This is a genomic window from Aurantiacibacter zhengii (assembly GCF_003584125.1).
Lineage (GTDB): Bacteria > Pseudomonadota > Alphaproteobacteria > Sphingomonadales > Sphingomonadaceae > Alteraurantiacibacter > Alteraurantiacibacter zhengii.
This window is the reverse complement of the sequence record NZ_QXFL01000002.1, coordinates 573,334-590,704: the sequence shown is the minus strand read 5'-3', so window position 1 is coordinate 590,704 and position 17,371 is coordinate 573,334. Positions and strand designations below refer to the sequence as shown.

The following is a 17,371-nucleotide window of genomic DNA, read 5'->3' as shown; positions in this document are numbered from 1 at the left end:
ATTGAGTGTCAGATGCTGGCCGAAAGCGTGAAGACCACGGCATCGTCGGTAAAGGTACCGGCCGGATCGATCAGTGGATCGCCCTCTACGCCGATGTAGGCGACGCCAAGTTCCAGCGGCGTGCCGGGTACGGCCACGGCTGCACCCAGCGACCAGTCGATGGCTTCGCCGTCGTTGGTGAAGGTGAGGAAGCCGTCGGTATAGCCGACATGGCCCGACAGGCTGACGGGCGTGCCCGGAATGCCGATACCGGCATCTGCATAGAGATAGAAGTTGTCGGTGCCGCCCAGCGAATCCTGGTCGGGCGCATAGGCAACGCCAAGGGTCACGTCGGCCGGGCCAAGGCCCACGCCGACCGAACCGTAGAATTCGACGTAATCGAAGTCGCCTGCGCCGGCATCGGGATAGATGTACATGATCACACCGACATCGGTGGATACGTTGCCGAATTCGCCGGCCCAGCCGCCGTAGACGTCCAGCTCGGTGCTGCCGTAGCCGACGGTCTGCTCGTCGAGCGAAGAGGCCCAGGTACCGATGTAGAAACCGGCGGGCAGGCCGACATCGACACCGCCCTGGATGGCGAATTCGCCGCCGGACAGGTCAACGCCGCGAAAACGGTATTCGCTGACCATGGCCACGTTGGCGGAAACTTCGACGCCGATGCCGCCATCTTCGTCCTGCGCCATGGCAGGAGCCGCGAGGGCAGCGGAAAGTGCAAAAACAGAAGCAGCTGCAAGGCTGCGGACGGACGTAAGCATGGGCAATTTCCTCAATTGCTTTGGGTGAACTGATGCTTCGTCCCACCTGCGCCATTCGCGTGTTGGCATCTTTTGTGTGCCAATTCGCCGCGAAAGCATCGCTATCTTGCATAGCGATTGTGCATTGCACAAGAAAAATTGCGCTGCGCCGTCCTCGCAAAATTGAAGTGTGTGATTTCGGCACCACATTCAGCAATGTGACAGGAATTCCCACCCATTTTGCGTGCAGCACTTGGAGCGATTGAACGTTTGTGCGTTATCCCTATGTGCGCAACACGGTTTGATCATGTTTCAATTCTTTCGATCCAAGAAGGCGGCTCCAGAAACTCCGCAGATCGAGGCCAGAGTGCCCGATGGGGAACGTGTGTACGCGATCGGTGACATCCACGGTCGCAGCGACCTTTTCATTGCCCTGATCGAAGCGATCGAGTTGGATAACCGCGAACAGGGACCGGCGACGGCGTCGGTCGTGCTCCTTGGCGACTTGGTCGATCGCGGGCCGGACAGCGTCAACGTACTGGCGCTGGCGCGCGAGTGGCAGAAGTTCCGCAACGTGCACATCATCGCCGGCAACCACGAAGAGATGTTCCTGCGCAGTTTCGAGAGCGAGGACATGCTGCGCCATTTCCTGCGCCACGGCGGACGCGAGACGCTGTTGAGCTACGGCATGGACAAGAACGTCTACTCGCGTGCCTCTATCGATGAGATACAGGATCTGATGATGAAGCTGGTTCCGCAGCAGGACCTCGATTTCATCGCGGGTTTCGAAAACATCGTGACCATCGGCGACTATATCTTCGTGCATGCCGGGATCGAACCGGGCCTGCCGATGGAAGAGCAGCAGGTTGCCAAGCTGCGCTGGATACGAGAGCCGTTCCTCAGCCATGCCGAGCCGTTCGACGGGGTTGTCGTGCACGGCCATACGATCAGCGAGACACCGCAGGACCAGGGCAACCGCATCGGCATCGATACCGGTGCCTATTGCCACGGTCGCCTTACGGCGCTGGTGCTGGAAGGCGATGGCCGCCGCTACATCACCGCTGTGGACGACGGCGAAGGCAACATTTCCGTTACCAGCGATACATTGGTCACCTGATTGCCGAACAGGTAATGCCGGGGAGCCTGTAAGCCGGGTTCTGTCCCGCGACCGGTTTCCTTGCGGACCAGCGTGCGCGGGGGCAGCCATTCATCTCGGCGTGGGATTGCTCCCACGCTCAAGCAACCAACCCGGGTCTCTCGGAGCGAAACACTCCTGCCTGTAAAAGGCGCGAGACCCCTATGCGGTCTTGCTCCGGGTGGGGTTTGCCATGCGGGCGCTGTTACCAGAACCCCGGTGCGCTTTTACCGCACCCTTTCACCCTTGCCTGTGCTGCCGAAGCAGCCATCGGCGGTTTGCTCTCTGTGGCACTTTCCCTGGGGTTGCCCACGGCGGGCGTTACCCGCCACCCTTGTTTCGTGGAGCCCGGACTTTCCTCGAGGCCCGAAGGCCACGCGGCTGCCCGGCTCCCCGGCGACAGGGCATATAGGGCGGGAAAGGCGAACAGGGAAGCGCCGATGATGGCGCGGGTCTAGCGGGCCAGTCCCCGGTCACGGTCCAGCAGCAACTGGTACAGGATCGCGCGCACTTCCCCGTCGATCCTGCCGTCGATCCGTTCGGGCCGCCAGCGACGCTGGAACGCCTCTACTGCCGCGTGGCCATCGGTGATGTCGTAACCGAACCGTTCCAGCGCCAGGTAAAAGGCGGCGTCGTTATCGAACGGATCGCCCAGTTCCAGCTTTTCCGGGCGGGCCAGGCACAGGCCATATTCCGCCAGCCGGTCCCACGGGAACAGTTCGCCAGGATCGATCTTGCGGCCTGGCGCGACATCGGAATGACCGACCACGTTCGCGCGGGGAATGTCGTATGTCTTCACCAGGCGGGCCACCAGCGGCACGAGCGCGGCAAACTGCGCCTCGGAAAATTCGCGGTAGCCATAGGCATGGCCCGGATGATCGAGCTCGATCCCGATGCTGGCGGAATTCACATCCTTGTGACCGCGCCAGTAGGAAACGCCTGCGTGCCAGGCGCGCTTCTCTTCGGGCACCAGCCGCACCACTTCACCGCCTTCGCCGATCAGGTAATGCGCGGAAACCTTGGCTTCCGGGTCGCACAGCCGTTCGATCGCGAAGCCCTTGTCCTGCATCTCCGTGTAGTGGATCACCACCATGGAGATGGGCAGGGTGCGTTCGTCGTGGTTGGGCGACAGAGCCTCGCGGTGGACCAGTTCATCCTCGCTCAGCGGAAGCTGCTGGCCAGCCTGGCCGAAGTCGGACCCCGTGCCGGGCCCTGTGTCCCCCCCGTTGGCGTCCCGCTCGGTCAACCGATCATGCCTTCGGGATCGGGCAGCATGGCGCCAAGAACCAGGGCTTCCTTGCTATGATGGTACTGCACCGCGCCGCCATCGCGCTCCACGATGAGGCGGATGAGGTGGGCAGGGGCGGTGCGGCCGGAGAGTTCGTCGGCATCCAGCGAGCCATCCAGCGCCTTGCCGATATTGGCATCGAAGGCGACCCGCGGGCCACCGGCGCGAATGGCGATCTCCGTCTGGCCGCCGTTTCGCTCTGCCCCAACCGCCAGCGTTCCGCCGCGCACCAGGGAATCGAGACCCATCGCCGCAAGGTTCAGCAACACCTTGATCGCGGGCTTGGACAGCGTCGGCTCGCTTACCGCCCATTCGAGCGTCAGCCGCTCGTCCGCTTCGGTCAGCGAGGTGAGCAGTTCGTGCGCCTCGTCCACCGGCACCTGCTCTCCGAACCCGCCTGCGGCACCGTAGGCGAGACGGAAGAACTTGAGTTTGTTGGCGGAGATCCGCGCACTCTGTTCCAGCAGGTCGAGGCACCGCTGGCGCATCGCCGGATCCTTCTCGTCCGCCAGCAGCTCCAGCCCGTTGTTCAGTGCACCGACGGGGCTGAGCATGTCATGGCAAAGGCGGGAGCAGAGCAGGGAAGCAAGATCGAGAGAAGAAGTCATCGGGTGGTTTCGTGGCCTTGGTCTGGCGTTAATGTGGAACACCTGGAACACTGTCCTAGGGCAAAAATTCCACGCTGCCACCCGCACTTGTCAAAAAGTGTGACAACGGGATGCAGCGGGCAATTCATCGCCGGGTATCTAGGCCGGGATTGCCCGGTAGGGAAGCGCGGCAAAACCGTCTGGCGTATCATGCCACCAGCCAATCGCATCGGCGCAGATGATTGCCCACACCATGCCGTCGTGCGCGGCCTGGGCGCGGTCCGTGGCGGAAGGGCGGGGCGGGCCTTCGGGATGCGAATGGTAATAGCCCACGACTTGCGGACCACCCTGCCGAGCGGTGCGGTGCGCGTCGATCAGGGCCTGCGGATCGATTTCGAAATGTGTCTGCGGGGCAGGATGGACGTTGCGCGCGGGAACGGCGGCGGTGATATGCTCGTCGCGGCCCAGCAGGATGCCGCAGCATTCCGCGGGATAGGCCCGCGCCGCTTCGCCGCGAAGCAAATCGATTACCTCGCCTTCCACCCATACCGACTGCCCTGAGCCTGTCGAAGGGCTGCTTTCGCTTTTTGCGTAACGGGTCACGGCATCCCAGTCGCCGCGGATCAGCGCCAGCTTCTTCTTCCGCGACCATCCCTTGATCTGCTTCTCCGCCGCCTTCGCCTCTTCGCGGGTGGTAAATTCCTGAGACCAGACCAATTTCACCGGAAGGAAGTTGCGAGTAAAACCGGCAGCCACTCCATTCTCGTGTTGCCAGATCCGCTTGTCGAGATCGTCGGTGTGGCCGGTATAGAAACGGCCCGCATTGCAGTGAAGGATATAAGTCCAGAAAGGCACTCCCCTGCGCTAAGTGAAAGACAGCCCTTCGACAAGCTCAGGGCAGACGGTAAAGAGGGGGTGTGTCTGACCAAACCGCCTCCCAAACCCTCACCGGAACTATCCACAGCGCCACCCGGCTGGACAAGGCGCTGGCGGAAGTGGCCGATCTGTCGCGCGAACGGATCAAGGCCCTGATTGCCGAGGGGAAGGTGGAGGTGGACGGGAAGGCTGCCACCAGCGCCAGTACCAAAGTTCAAGCGGGGTCGAGCTTTTCTATCCACCTGCCGCCCCCAAGCGATCCACAGGCCTGTCCACAGGATATCCCCATAGTGGTCGCCTACGAGGACGATCACCTGATCGTGGTCGACAAGCCGGCAGGCATGGTGGTGCACCCCGCAGCGGGAAATCCCGATGGCACGCTGGTGAATGCCCTGCTGCACCACTGCCAGGGGCAGCTCTCCGGCATCGGCGGCGTGGCGAGGCCCGGCATCGTCCACCGCATCGACAAGGACACATCCGGCCTGCTGGTCGTCGCCAAGAGCAATGCGGCGCACGAGGGGCTGGCGAAGCAGTTCGCTGATCACTCGCTGGAGCGCGCCTATCTCGCCGTGTGCGGCGGTCATCCCAGTCCGGCTTCGGGCACCGTGAATGCGCGACTCGGGCGCAGCGACCGGGACCGCAAGAAGATGGCCGTGCTGCCCGACGATTCGAAGCGCGGGAAGCACGCCATCACGCATTTCCGCACGCTGGAACGGCTCGATCACTGTTCCTTGATCGAATGCCGGCTGGAAACCGGGCGAACCCACCAGGTCAGGGTTCACCTTGCGTCAATCGGTCATGCGCTAATAGGAGACCCTGTGTACGGACGCACTCCAGCCGCTTTACGGCCTGTTATCAAGGCCCTGGGTTTCGAGCGCCAGGCTCTCCATGCCGCGCGACTCGGTTTCATCCATCCCGTCACCGGTAACGCCCTGTCGTTCTCCAGCGATCTGCCAGCCGATATGCGGGAACTTATCGACCAAACAGGTCATTCCAATCGATGAAATGCACCCTAAATCGGCCTGTGGTGCGCTATAAGAGAGTTGCACCCAATGTGACCGCCAGATCCGGGTGCCCATCAGGGGCCCGAAACGAGTGGTCGACGACAAAGAAAGGTTTGGGACAAAAGTGAGTAAAGTCAGATCAACCGTTCCGGCACTCGGCGGTGAGCAGGGGCTCAACCGGTACCTGTCGAAAATCAAGAAATTCCCCGTGCTGACGCCCGAGCAGGAATACATGCTCGCCAAGCGTTACGAAGAGCACGAAGACCCCGATGCAGCAGCCCAGCTGGTGCAGAGCCACCTGCGGCTCGTGGCGAAGATCGCCATGGGTTATCGCGGCTACGGCCTGCCCGTTTCGGATCTCATCTCCGAAGGCAACGTCGGCCTGATGCAGGGCGTGAAAAAGTTCGAGCCCGATCGCGGTTTTCGCCTGGCGACCTATGCCATGTGGTGGATCAAAGCGAGCATCCAGGAATTCATCCTGCGCTCGTGGTCCCTCGTGAAGATGGGTACCACCGCCGCGCAGAAGAAGCTGTTCTTCAACCTGCGCCGGATGAAAAAGCAGCTGGAGGCCTATGAAGACTCCGACCTGTCGCCCGAAGACGTGACCAAGATCGCTACCGATCTGGGCGTACCGGAGCAGGAAGTGGTCAACATGAACCGCCGGATGATGATGGGCGGCGACGGCTCGCTCAACACGCCGATGCGCAATGGCGAGGAAGGCAGCGGCGAATGGATGGACTGGCTAACGGACGACCGTCCGCTGCAGGACACCATCGTTGCCGATGCGGAGGAAGCCGACGTACGCCGCGAAATGCTGGTGGAAGCCATGGGCGCTCTTAACGAGCGTGAGCAGCACATCCTGACCGAACGCCGCCTGACGGAGAACCCGCAGACGCTGGAAGAGCTGTCGCAGGTCTACGATGTCAGCCGCGAACGTATCCGCCAGATCGAGGTGCGCGCTTTCGAGAAGCTGCAGAAGGCGATGCAGCGCATCGCCGGCGAAAGGCTGATGCCGACGGCCGCGTAACACGTCGGCTGACACGAAAAGGGGCGGCGCCTTCGGGTGCTGCCCCTTTTTCGTATCTTCGTTACACCGCGCAAATCCTGTAGGGAGCCGCGCATGGTCCTGCGCATACTCAAGTTCATCGCCAAATTTGTCCTGTGGTTCGTCATCATCAGCGTGGCTCTGGTGCTGGTTTTGCGTTTCGTGCCCGTCACCTATACCGCCACCATGCTGATGGACGAACGCAGCGTGACCCGCGACTGGGAGCCGCTTTCGCGCATCGATCGCAACATGGTGAGCGCGGTGATCGCGGCGGAGGATTCCAAGTTCTGCACGCACGACGGGTTCGACCGCGAAGCCATCGAGGAAGCGCTGGAGGAACGCGCACGCGGAGAGCGCCAGCGCGGCGCGTCCACCATCAGCCAGCAAACCGCCAAGAATGTCTTTCTGTGGCAGGGCGGCGGCTGGTTTCGCAAGGGGCTGGAAGCCTACTTTACGTTCCTGATCGAGAACCTGTGGGACAAGCGCCGGATCATGGAAGTCTACCTCAACGTCGCCGAGACGGGGCTGGGCACCTACGGCGTGGAGAGCGGGGCGCAGCGGTATTTCGGCCACTCCGCCGCGCGCCTTTCGGCTGACGAGGCCAGCCGCATCGCCGCTGTCCTGCCGTCGCCGAAGACCCGCGAGGCGGTGAACCCGGGCGGATTTACAGCCCGATACGGCAACACCATCGAGGCGCGCATCGGCGTGGTGCGGCGCGACGGGCTGGATGCCTGTATCTACGATTGATGCTTCTGGGCTGGTCCCCTTGCTACGCAATCAATTCAGATACTTGCCTCTCATGTTATGTGATATAGTATCGCAAGCATGATATTTCATAACACCTTGATTCAAAACATTAAACTTGCGGCACATCTTGGTGTGACCTAAGTCGACGCCGGGGCAAAGGGAAGAACAGGGAGCCCGCTTGGGACATTCGCACAGCCATACAGGGCACGACCATGCCGGGGGCCACGGCCATTCGCATGCGCCTGCCGATTTCGGTAGCGCATTCGCCATCGGGGTGGTGCTCAACACCGGCTTCGTCATTGTCGAGGCGACCTTCGGGTTCATCTCCGGTTCGATGGCGCTGGTCGCCGATGCCGGGCACAACCTTTCCGACGTGCTGGGCCTGCTGATCGCCTGGGGTGCCAGCGTGGCCGCCAAGAAGCCGCCGTCGGACCGGTTCACCTACGGCCTGAAAAGCTCCACCATCCTTGCCGCCTTCGCCAATGCCATGTTGCTGCTGGTCGCTATCGGCGCCATCCTGATCGAGACCATCGACCGATTGATCGATCCCGTCGAGCCGGAAGGCTGGACGATGATTTGGGTGGCGGGAATTGGCATCGTCATCAACACGGCGACCGCGCTAATGTTCATGCGCGGGCGCAAGCACGATCTCAACATCCGCGGCGCGTTCCTGCACATGGCCGCCGATGCGCTGGTGTCGGTAGGCGTCGTGATAGCTGGTCTGGCGATCCTGTGGACGGGGGCCATCGTTATCGACCCCATCGTCAGCCTGGTGATCGTGGGGGTGATCGCCTGGGGTACCTGGGGCCTGCTGAAGGACAGCGTGAAGATGGGCCTTCTCGCCGTGCCCGATAGCGTGGACGACACAGAAGTGCGCACCTACCTGCGTGGCCTGCCGGGGGTGGAGGCGGTCCACGACCTGCACATCTGGCCCATGAGCACCACCGAGACAGCGCTGACGGCGCATCTGGTAATGCCGGGCGGCCATCCGGGCGACGCTTTCCTGCGCGAAACCTCGCACGAACTTGAGCATCACCACGCGATCGGGCATGTTACCCTGCAAGTCGAAACCACTTTCGAAGATTGCAGGGATGACTGCGCATGAGGCAGCTTGGCATTGCGGTGACCTTCGGCACTCTGGCGGTCGCGGCTCTCTCTGCCACAGGCTGCACCTCCACCGATCACATCGTCGCTAATCGCGGAGACCTGCTGGCGCAGCCGCGACAGACCCAGACATTGGGCGAGGCCCTGCAGCGCGCCCAGCAGGAGGGTTGCCTGCGCGCGGGCAGCAGCGGGGATCTCAGGTGCAATAGGCGGCTGGACGAATGGGCAGAGGTGCTGGCACCGCCGCAGCTGCCGGAAGCTGAGGAGCCGTCCGCCCCACCACCGCCACCCCCCGCATCACCTCCCCCCGAACCGGAACCGCGCTGATGCAGCAGGCGCCCCTTGGCGTCGATCGAGACAGTGACGCCGAGGCAGCGCGGGCGGCATTGAAGGCGGACATCGCGCGGCTCGCCACCGGGGACCGCAGCGCCCTGAAAGACATCTACCGTGCGACATCGGCGAAACTTTACGGCATTGCCTTGCGTATCTTGGGCGATGAACGCGAAGCCGAGGATGCGGTGCAGGATATCTATCTCGACCTGTGGAAGCGTGCCGAGCGCTATGATCCGGCGCGCGCCAGCCCGATCAGCTGGCTGGCGACGATGGCCCGCAACCGCGCCGTCGACCGGCTGCGCACACGCGGAAAAGTGGCGCACGCATCCGTGCCGGAAGCGGCAGCGGCGCACGTCGCCGATGGCAGCGTGCCTGCCGATGGCCAGATCGAGCTCGACCAGCGCGACGCGCGCATCCATTTCTGCCTGGAGCAACTGGAGAAACGCCAGCGCAGCGCCATTTCCCGCGCGTTCCTGGGCGGTGCGACCTACATTCAGCTTGCCGAGGATGACGACGTGCCACTCAGCACGGTGAAATCGCGGGTCCATCGCGGACTTTCCCGCCTGAAGGCCTGTATCGAGAGACAATGACCGACGAACCCGCCCCCATTCCCGGCCTGACCGCGGACGAAGTGCTCGCCGGCGAATTCGTGCTTGGCCTGCTGACAGGCGAGCGCCTCCTTCTCGCCCGCGGGAGGCTGGCGCGAGAGCCGGACTTCGCCGACGCGGTGGCGCACTGGGAAGATCATTTCGCTCCGCTGCTGGAACGGTGGGACGCGGTGGAGCCGCCCGCGTCGCTGTGGCAGCGTATCGAGGCGGGTATGTCGGACGACGACGCGCAAGGCGCAGTGACGGACATCGTCGCGCTGGATGCCATGCGCACCAGCATCATGCGCTGGCGCATCGTCGCAGCCGGGCTGGGCGCGGTCGCGGTCGTGTCGCTGCTCGTGGCCATTTCTCCTCCGGTCCGCACGACCGAGCCTGCGCCAGACCCATTGCTGGCAGCTTCCATCCCCATCGCCGACACGCCGCTGCGCCTCGCGCTGACCTGGGTGCCGGAGCGGCAGCAACTGACCGTCTCCTCAACCGGCCTTGTGCCCGATGGCGTGCACGATCACGAACTATGGTTGGTGGACAGGGCAGGGGACCTGCACTCGCTGGGCGTTATCGTGCCGGGGGAAGAGGCACGGTTCAGCGTCTCGCCTGACCTTGCCGGGGATTTCAGGGACGGCGCGCAACTGGTGCTCACCCGCGAACCGCTGGGCGGAAAGCCCGCCGACGCGGATGCCGGGCCGGTGGTGGCCGAGGGCGAATTCACCGCCATCTGAAATTAATTTGCGACCTTTGTCCGCGTCGCTCCGTAACTCCTCTCGCAAGCCGGACGGGACTTGCGAGACAAAGGAGTACTACAATCATGAAGACATCCAGATCCGCACTCGCCGCAATTCTTGCCGCAGGTGCCATGCTTACCACTGCGCCGGCTCTGGCGCACAATCACGGCCACCACGATGGCGGCGCCGATATCGTGCAGGTCGCATCGGGCAACGACGATTTCGAAACACTGGTGGCCGCCGTGCAGGCTGCCGGACTGGTAGAGACCCTGCAGGGCGACGGCCCGTTCACCGTTTTCGCGCCGACAGACGATGCCTTCAACGCCCTGCCCCAGGGCACTGTTTCCACTCTGTTGCGCAGCGAAAATCGCGGCCAGTTGACCAGTGTCCTCACCTATCACGTGGTTGCGGGCCGGGTGACTGCCGATGACCTGATCCACCTCATCCGCGAGGGCGACGGCCACGCCCGTATCGAAACGGTGGCAGGCGAAACGCTGACCGCGCGGCTGGCGAACGGCAAGATCGTGCTGACCGACGGGGCTGATCGCCAGGTGCTGGTCACAACCGCCGATATCGCAGCATCGAACGGCGTAATCCACGTCCTCGACCGCGTGCTGCTGCCGGGCTGAACCCCCTCGCTTATGGCGCAGCGCGGCGCCCCGTCCGGCAACAAGGCCGGGCGGGGCGTTTTCGTGCTTGCAACGCGCGCCGCCAGCGTCTTCCGTGAAAGCGAAGGAGGACCGAGGATGGATGAACAACACAATCGCGAGGGAGGCTGCGCCTGTGGCAGCGCGCGGTACCGCATTGCGGGCGATCCGATCATGGTGCTTAATTGCCATTGTCGCCAGTGCCAGCAGCAGACCGGATCGACCAGCGTGGTCAACGCCTTCTGGGAAAGCGAGCGGGTCGAACTCCTTTCGGGAGATCTGCAGGAATTCGCGGTACCCGGCGGCAGCGGCGCTCCGCATACCATGGCCCGGTGCCAGCAATGCGGCACGGCACTGTTCAGCTATTACGGCAGCATGGGTCGCCTGATGGTGGCCGTGCGTGCAGGCACGCTGGACGAACCGGCCAGCGTCACACCCGACGTGATCATCTTCACCGGCGAGGCGATGCCGTGGGTCGGTTTCGCGGATGGCATTCCCCGTTTTGAAGGCAACTACAGCGCGCGCGATGTGCTGGACGGGGAGAGCCTGGAACGGCTGAAAGCGCTGGGCGCTCGCCGGAAAGCCGGGGAGGGCTAGCGTAACGGCTGCCCGGCAGGCCGCCGCGCGGGGCAGGACGGGCAGCGGTATAGTATTCGACAACGACCCGTAGGAGCCCTTTGCCTATCCTCGCCCTCATCGCATCGGGATTAACTCTTAGATACTCCGAAATTTGGGAAAAATGCCAATTCGGGATATAGCGATTCGACTCTTAGGGGAACAATAGGGGGCTAATAGTCATGGAATTCCTGTTTTTGCTTCTGCTCGTCGCCGGCGGCGGGTTTTTCTGGGTGACCAAGCTGTACAACCAGCTTCGCACACGGTCGGAAGCGGTGAAGCGGTCGCAATCGAACCTGCTCGGTGAGTTGAAGAAGCGGGCCACGCTCGCCAACCAGCTGATCGAAATCTGCCAGGGTTATGGCGACCACGAGAAGCTGGCACACATCACCATCGCCGGTCGCAATGAGAATGTAAGCGATGCAGGGGCCATGGCCGAAGCGACCACTCGGGCGCTGGCCGGGGTCAGTTTCGTGGCGGAGCGGTTTCCCGAACTGAAGGCCAACCAGACCTACAACACGCTGATGGGCCAGATCCAGACGATCGAGAACGACCTGCAGCGCAAGCGCGAGGCCATGAATAACGAGGTGGAGCGCTACAACAGCTTCCGGTCGAGTTTCCCGGCCGTGATGATCGCCCAGAAGCTGGGTTTCCCCGAAGCCAGCTATTTCACCACCGACGAGGCCGGGCTGGACGAAAACGCCGCTTTCCGCACCGACGACGGCGAGCTGCTGCGGCAGCAGTTCGCGCGTGTAGGCAAGGGTGTGGGCGATGCCACGCGGCAGTTGCAGCACCGGGCCACCGCGGCCCTGAACAAGGCGCAGGCGTCGACCGTACCGCCTGCCGAGGCGACCGAATTCCCGATCATCGAAAAGACCGCCGGGGAAGGCGAAGAGGGTCCGCAGGCGGAACCCTCCCTTGAAACAGCAGAAGAGGACCGTCCCGCCAATCCACATTGATTGGAAGGGACGATCCTCTTCGGGTTGCCGCGCCGCCGGGGCGCGGCGATTGTTCTTGTTGAGGCCTACTCGGAAGCTTGCTGAGCCTGCGCCTCGGCCGGATCCTGCGTAGGCACTTCGCCGTTGGGATCGCTTTCGACCAGCTGGGCGACCTGTTCGTAGACCGCGGCATTCTGGTTCATCTGTTCGGCCACGGGCGGGTTCTGTTCACCCACCTGGCGGAAGAACATGGAGGCATCGCGCAGCATCTTGGCGGCGAGTTCGGAATTGGTCGGCATAGTATAACTCCTTTTTGGGGGGTTGCCCCTGCGCCGTGCAGGGGAGGGTCAGGCGCGCCGGGTCGTCAGGCACGCGGAAGGGCGGCCCCGAGGGACCGCCCGTGATTTTTCCGGAAGATGGATGACCGGGTGGGAGGCTGGTTGCGGCAGGCGATTAGGCTGCCGCTTCCTTCTTGCCCTTGCCGTTGTCGTTGGCGAGCACGCGGACAGGTTCCTTGCGGCCCTCCACCACGTCTGCATCCACGACGACTTCGGTGACATCTTCCATGCTCGGCAGGTCGAACATGGTATCCAGCAGAAGACCTTCGACGATGGAACGCAGGCCGCGTGCACCGGTCTTGCGCGTGATCGCCCTCTTGGCGATGGCCTGAAGCGCTTCTTCGGTGAAGGTAAGCTCCACGTCTTCCAGCTCGAACAGCTTCTGGTACTGCTTCACCAGCGCGTTCTTCGGTTCCTTCAGGATCGTCACCAGCGCATCGGTATCCAGATCGTGCAGCGTGGCGATCACCGGCAGGCGGCCGACGAATTCGGGGATAAGGCCGAATTTCAGCAGGTCTTCCGGTTCGCACTTCTCCAGCATTTCGCCGATCTTGGCCTTGCTAGGATCTTCCACGTTGGCACCGAAGCCGATGGAACGCTTCTGCAGGCGGTCACCGATGATCTTTTCCAGGCCGGCGAATGCGCCGCCCACGATGAACAGGATATTGGTGGTGTCGACCTGCAGGAATTCCTGCTGCGGATGCTTGCGCCCGCCCTGCGGGGGCACGCTGGCGGTGGTGCCTTCCATCAGCTTCAGCAGTGCCTGCTGCACGCCTTCGCCCGACACGTCGCGCGTGATGGAGGGGTTTTCCGCCTTGCGGGTAATCTTGTCGATCTCGTCGATGTAGACGATGCCCTGCTGCGCCTTCTCGACATTGTAGTCGCTGGATTGCAGCAGCTTGAGGATGATGTTCTCCACATCCTCGCCCACGTAACCGGCTTCGGTCAGCGTGGTGGCATCGGCCATGGTGAAGGGCACATCGAAGGTGCGTGCCAGCGTCTGCGCCAGCAGGGTCTTGCCGCTGCCGGTAGGGCCGACGAGCAGGATGTTGGACTTCGCCAGTTCGACATCGTTGCCCTTGCCGGAGTGCTTCAGGCGCTTGTAGTGGTTGTGCACGGCAACCGAGAGCACGCGCTTGGCGCGTTCCTGGCCGATCACGTAATCGTTCAGCGTGTCGCAGATCTCGATGGGAGCGGGTACGCCGCCATCCTTGCGTCCGCCGATGCCGCTCTTGGCCTCTTCACGGATGATGTCGTTGCACAGTTCCACGCATTCGTCGCAGATGAATACGGTAGGGCCTGCGATAAGCTTGCGAACCTCGTGCTGGCTCTTGCCGCAGAAGCTGCAGTAGAGGGTGCTTTTGCTGTCGGTTCCGCTCAATTTGGTCATTACTCTCGTCCTGTGCGCCCGAACTATGGCCGTTTTACGGGCATGAGCGCGGGATTCGGCCTGCCAATTTAGGGCAGGCGCGATGAATATCAATCGAATGCATCCTTAACATCCCCGGCTTGCACCAGCCTGAAGGTTCAGGGTTGCCAAAATGCTACAACTCTCGTGCGGTCTGTAAACGTGCCCGAGAGCGTCCCACCTATTCGCTTTCAGGGGTGGGAGCGCCGCCACTGCCGTCGCGGTCATGCTCGCCATCGTCCTTCGGGCGGTGGGCGAAAACGGCATCCACGATGCCGAACTTCTTGGCTTCCTCGGCTTCGAGGAAGGTGTCGCGGTCCATCGCCTTCTCGATATCGGAAAGGCTCTGGCCGGTATACTGCACGTAAAGATCGTTCATCCGCTGGCGGATGCGCAGGATCTCGCGTGCCTGGATCTCGATGTCGCTGGCCATGCCGCGAGCACCGCCGCTGGGCTGGTGCACCATCACGCGGGCGTTGGGCAGGGCAACGCGCATGCCGGGTTCACCTGCAGCGAGCAAGAACGAGCCCATCGAGGCCGCCTGGCCCACCACCACGGTGCGCACCTTCGGCTTGATGTACTGCATGGTGTCGTGGATCGCCATGCCGGCCGTCACCACGCCGCCGGGCGAGTTGATGTACATGGAGATGTCCTGCGAGTTCTCGCTTTCGAGGAACAGCAACTGGGCCACGATCAGCGAAGCCATGTTGTCTTCCACCTGGCCGGTAACGAATACGATTCGTTCGCGCAGCAGGCGGCTGAAGATGTCGAAGCTGCGTTCCCCGCGGCTGGTCGATTCGACGACGACGGGCACCAGGGCGCCGGTGACGGGATCGGTGGTGAAACGGTCTTTGTTGTCGCCGAACAGGTCGAACATGCGTGGTCCTCATAACTCGTGTTTCAGAGCCTATGTCGCCTCTAGGCCCCTTCGGTTCAAGGGGCTTGGCGCAGCAACCTTCAGATTCCGTTGATCGGCCCGAAATCGACGCCTGTCGATTGATCGGGCCGCAATCGTGATTTGTCGATGAAGGCACGCGCGGCCGGCCGGGTTCCTCTGTAACGACCCTAACGACTACAAATGTGATTGAGGGATGGGACTGATCTTGCGCAATATCTTCGCTAGCACTGCAACCATCGCCCTGCTGCTGGCGGCGTGGCCCGCCCATGCCCAGGAAGGCACCGGCGACACCGTACCCGCGCAAGAGACGGCGGACGACGCGCTGCCTCCCGCGCCCGACGCCGTCGAAGCTTCGAGCGGCGCCCGCGTGTTCACGCCGCTCGACTTCGCCCGCTTCGCCCCGCGCAACGCGCTGGACATGCTGGAGGAAGTGCCGGGTTTCACCATTCGCGGAGAGGATGGCGCGCGTGGCCTGGGGCAGGCGAGCGCCAACGTGCTGATCGACGGGGAGCGCATCACCAACAAGTCCGAAGGGGTGTTCACGCAGCTCAGCCGCATCGGCACCGACCGCGTCGAGAGGATCGAGATCGTCGATGGCGCGACCCTTGGTATCGCGGGCCTTTCCGGACAGGTCGCCAATGTCATCACCCGGCCCGACCCGTTGAGCGGCCGGTTCACCTATCGCGCCAACGCACGCCCCAAATATGCCGAGCCCAGCTTCATCGGTGGCGAGGTCTCGCTTAGCGGATCCGGCGAAACGCTGTCTTGGACAGTTGCAGTTGCCAACGGGGTAGGCCGAGGCGGGGCAGGCGGCGGCGATGCCTTCATCTTCGATGCCGACGGCAATGCGATCGAATCGCGCGACATCGTGATGCAATTCATCGGCGATTTTCCGCGTGCCTCCGGCCAGGTGCAATGGACCAGCCCCGGCGGCACCGTGGTCAACGCCAATGCCAGCTATCGCCGCGCCTACGAGAATATGCGCGAAAACCAGCTGCGCGATCTCGTCACCGGGGTCGACCTGTTTCGCAGATTCGAAGACCGCTATCGCGGCTGGGGATACGAGCTTGGGGCGGACGTGCAGTTCGACCTTGGCCCCGGCCAGCTGAAGCTGATCGGGCAGGAAAGTTACAGCCGCGGCCGCTCTCGCTCGGATGCCATTTCCCAGTTCGCCGACGATAGCCCCGATACCGGCACGCGATTCACCACCCACCGCGAAAGCGGGGAGCGCATTGGCCGCGCCGAATACAGCTGGGCCATGCTGGGCGGCGACTGGCAGCTGGACGGCGAAGCCGCGTTCAACCGGCTGGAGCAGGTCTCCGCCCTGTTCGACCTCGATCCCTCGGGCGAGTTCGTGGCCATCCCCTTTCCCAATGGCACCGGCGGCGTGACGGAGGATCGCTATGAAATGATCCTGACCCACAGCCGCAGCCTGGCGGGCAACCTGACCGTGCAGGTCGGCGCGGGGGCGGAATATTCGACCATTGCGCAAACCGGCGCTGGCGGGCTGACGCGCAGCTTCTGGCGGCCCAAGGGGTCCGTCAACCTTGCCTGGGCGGTGGAGGACGGGCTGGACGTGTCGCTGGAACTGGCGCGCAGCGTGGGCCAGCTGTCTTTCGGCGATTTTCTCGCCAGCGTCTCGCTCAACCAGAACCAGCAGAACGCGGGCAATGTGAAACTGGTGCCGCCGCAGACGGTGCAGGTGCAGCTGGAAGCTACGAAGGACCTCGGTAACTGGGGCAGCACGCAGCTGCGCGTGTTCGGCCAGTGGATCGAGGATTACATCGAGTTCATCCCCGTTCCCGGCGGACTGGAAACGCGCGGTAATATCGACAGCGCGACGCTCTATGGCATTCGCTGGAACAGCACCTTCCAACTGGAACCAATCGGGTTTCGCGGCGCGCAACTGGAAGTGACGCTGCAACTGGAAGAAAGCGACCTGACCGACCCGCTGACCGGGGAAAGCCGCAGCTTCGGCGGTCACCAGGATCGCGAGGTGGACGTGGAACTGCGCCACGACATTCCCGGCAGCAACTGGGCCTGGGGCGCGGGCCTGGAATACAACCACACGCTGCCCTATTACCGGCTGGGCGAAAGCGGTTTCAATTACGAGGGGCCGACCTACACCTTCGCCTTTATCGAGCACAAGGACGTGTTCGGCATGACGGCCAATCTCTCGGTATTCAACCTTACCGATGGCCGCGCGAGGCAGGATCGCTTCGTCTACGCCGGATACCGGGATCGCAGCCCCCTCGTCTTTCGCGAGACCCAGAACCTGAGCGTGCAGCCGATCTTCAGTTTCCGTCTTAGCGGAGACTTCTAGGGGTATTGCGTCAGGGCC

The 17,371-nt window shown here is 63.0% G+C and carries 19 protein-coding genes and 1 other RNA gene; 12 read left to right on the top strand and 8 right to left on the bottom strand.

Annotation, left to right across the window (positions count from 1 at the left end):
• Positions 1 to 8 precede the first annotated feature (8 nt).
• Positions 9 to 758, bottom strand: a complete 750-nt coding sequence (locus tag D2V07_RS06485; protein ID WP_119585866.1) for a TorF family putative porin — start codon at positions 756 to 758, stop codon at positions 9 to 11.
• 286 nt (positions 759 to 1,044) lie between these two features.
• On the opposite strand from D2V07_RS06485, the gene D2V07_RS06480 reads away from it, so the two are divergent.
• Positions 1,045 to 1,854 carry a metallophosphoesterase family protein gene (locus tag D2V07_RS06480; protein ID WP_119585864.1) on the top strand — a complete coding sequence of 270 codons (810 nt, stop codon included), beginning with the start codon at positions 1,045 to 1,047 and terminating at the stop codon, positions 1,852 to 1,854.
• Positions 1,855 to 1,867: 13 nt separating this feature from the next.
• Here the strand turns inward: D2V07_RS06480 and rnpB are convergent.
• The 4 genes from rnpB to D2V07_RS19045 all read right to left on the bottom strand — a co-directional run bounded on the left by rnpB (position 1,868) and on the right by D2V07_RS19045 (position 4,602).
• Positions 1,868 to 2,269: RNase P RNA component class A (rnpB, locus tag D2V07_RS06475), an RNA gene on the bottom strand.
• A gap of 57 nt (positions 2,270 to 2,326) precedes the next feature.
• On the bottom strand, positions 2,327 to 2,965 hold the full coding sequence (locus D2V07_RS06470; protein ID WP_119586135.1) for an N-acetylmuramoyl-L-alanine amidase: 639 nt from the start codon (positions 2,963 to 2,965) through the stop codon (positions 2,327 to 2,329).
• A gap of 149 nt (positions 2,966 to 3,114) precedes the next feature.
• Complete coding sequence (locus tag D2V07_RS06465; RefSeq protein ID WP_407641585.1) at positions 3,115 to 3,714, bottom strand: histidine phosphotransferase family protein; 600 nt, start codon at positions 3,712 to 3,714, stop codon at positions 3,115 to 3,117.
• 192 nt (positions 3,715 to 3,906) lie between these two features.
• Positions 3,907 to 4,602 (bottom strand): Mov34/MPN/PAD-1 family protein, encoded by a 696-nt coding sequence (locus D2V07_RS19045; RefSeq protein ID WP_325049001.1) that lies wholly within the window; start codon positions 4,600 to 4,602, stop codon positions 3,907 to 3,909.
• Positions 4,603 to 4,664: 62 nt separating this feature from the next.
• On the opposite strand from D2V07_RS19045, the gene D2V07_RS06450 reads away from it, so the two are divergent.
• The 10 genes from D2V07_RS06450 to D2V07_RS06405 all read left to right on the top strand — a co-directional run bounded on the left by D2V07_RS06450 (position 4,665) and on the right by D2V07_RS06405 (position 12,407).
• A complete protein-coding gene (locus D2V07_RS06450; RefSeq protein ID WP_119585860.1) occupies positions 4,665 to 5,627 on the top strand; it encodes an RluA family pseudouridine synthase in 963 nt (320 codons plus the stop codon).
• A 124-nt stretch (positions 5,628 to 5,751) separates the two neighbouring features.
• Positions 5,752 to 6,654 carry an RNA polymerase sigma factor RpoH gene (rpoH, locus tag D2V07_RS06445; RefSeq protein WP_119585858.1) on the top strand — a complete coding sequence of 301 codons (903 nt, stop codon included), beginning with the start codon at positions 5,752 to 5,754 and terminating at the stop codon, positions 6,652 to 6,654.
• Positions 6,655 to 6,747: 93 nt separating this feature from the next.
• On the top strand, positions 6,748 to 7,419 hold the full coding sequence (mtgA, locus tag D2V07_RS06440) for a monofunctional biosynthetic peptidoglycan transglycosylase (RefSeq protein ID WP_119585856.1): 672 nt from the start codon (positions 6,748 to 6,750) through the stop codon (positions 7,417 to 7,419).
• A gap of 178 nt (positions 7,420 to 7,597) precedes the next feature.
• The gene (locus tag D2V07_RS06435) at positions 7,598 to 8,524 is read left to right on the top strand and encodes a cation diffusion facilitator family transporter (RefSeq protein WP_119585854.1); all 927 of its coding nucleotides are present in this window, start codon (positions 7,598 to 7,600) and stop codon (positions 8,522 to 8,524) included.
• On the top strand, positions 8,521 to 8,850 hold the full coding sequence (locus tag D2V07_RS18540) for a hypothetical protein (protein WP_158586778.1): 330 nt from the start codon (positions 8,521 to 8,523) through the stop codon (positions 8,848 to 8,850). The genes D2V07_RS06435 and D2V07_RS18540 overlap by 4 nt, the downstream gene beginning before the upstream one ends.
• Complete coding sequence (locus D2V07_RS06425; protein ID WP_119585853.1) at positions 8,850 to 9,446, top strand: sigma-70 family RNA polymerase sigma factor; 597 nt, start codon at positions 8,850 to 8,852, stop codon at positions 9,444 to 9,446. Before D2V07_RS18540 ends, D2V07_RS06425 begins: the two co-directional genes overlap by 1 nt.
• Entirely contained in the window at positions 9,443 to 10,183 is a 741-nt protein-coding gene (locus tag D2V07_RS06420; RefSeq protein ID WP_119585851.1) for an anti-sigma factor, read from the top strand. The genes D2V07_RS06425 and D2V07_RS06420 overlap by 4 nt, the downstream gene beginning before the upstream one ends.
• An 86-nt stretch (positions 10,184 to 10,269) precedes the next feature.
• Positions 10,270 to 10,815 carry a fasciclin domain-containing protein gene (locus D2V07_RS06415; protein WP_119585849.1) on the top strand — a complete coding sequence of 182 codons (546 nt, stop codon included), beginning with the start codon at positions 10,270 to 10,272 and terminating at the stop codon, positions 10,813 to 10,815.
• 117 nt (positions 10,816 to 10,932) lie between these two features.
• Complete coding sequence (locus D2V07_RS06410) at positions 10,933 to 11,430, top strand: GFA family protein (protein WP_158586777.1); 498 nt, start codon at positions 10,933 to 10,935, stop codon at positions 11,428 to 11,430.
• Between the two features lie 200 nt (positions 11,431 to 11,630).
• Positions 11,631 to 12,407, top strand: a complete 777-nt coding sequence (locus tag D2V07_RS06405) for a LemA family protein (RefSeq protein ID WP_119585845.1) — start codon at positions 11,631 to 11,633, stop codon at positions 12,405 to 12,407.
• A gap of 65 nt (positions 12,408 to 12,472) precedes the next feature.
• Here the strand turns inward: D2V07_RS06405 and D2V07_RS06400 are convergent, their stop codons facing one another.
• From D2V07_RS06400 to D2V07_RS06390, 3 genes are all read right to left on the bottom strand, one after another.
• Positions 12,473 to 12,685, bottom strand: coding sequence for a hypothetical protein (locus tag D2V07_RS06400; protein ID WP_119585843.1), 213 nt, complete (start codon positions 12,683 to 12,685; stop codon positions 12,473 to 12,475).
• A 154-nt stretch (positions 12,686 to 12,839) separates the two neighbouring features.
• Positions 12,840 to 14,114, bottom strand: a complete 1,275-nt coding sequence (gene clpX / locus D2V07_RS06395; protein WP_119585841.1) for an ATP-dependent Clp protease ATP-binding subunit ClpX — start codon at positions 14,112 to 14,114, stop codon at positions 12,840 to 12,842.
• A 199-nt stretch (positions 14,115 to 14,313) separates the two neighbouring features.
• Positions 14,314 to 15,009, bottom strand: coding sequence for an ATP-dependent Clp protease proteolytic subunit (locus tag D2V07_RS06390; protein ID WP_119585839.1), 696 nt, complete (start codon positions 15,007 to 15,009; stop codon positions 14,314 to 14,316).
• Between the two features lie 214 nt (positions 15,010 to 15,223).
• Between D2V07_RS06390 and D2V07_RS06385 the strand changes: the two genes are divergently transcribed.
• The gene (locus D2V07_RS06385) at positions 15,224 to 17,353 is read left to right on the top strand and encodes a TonB-dependent receptor plug domain-containing protein (protein WP_119585837.1); all 2,130 of its coding nucleotides are present in this window, start codon (positions 15,224 to 15,226) and stop codon (positions 17,351 to 17,353) included.
• Positions 17,354 to 17,371: the final 18 nt, after the last annotated feature.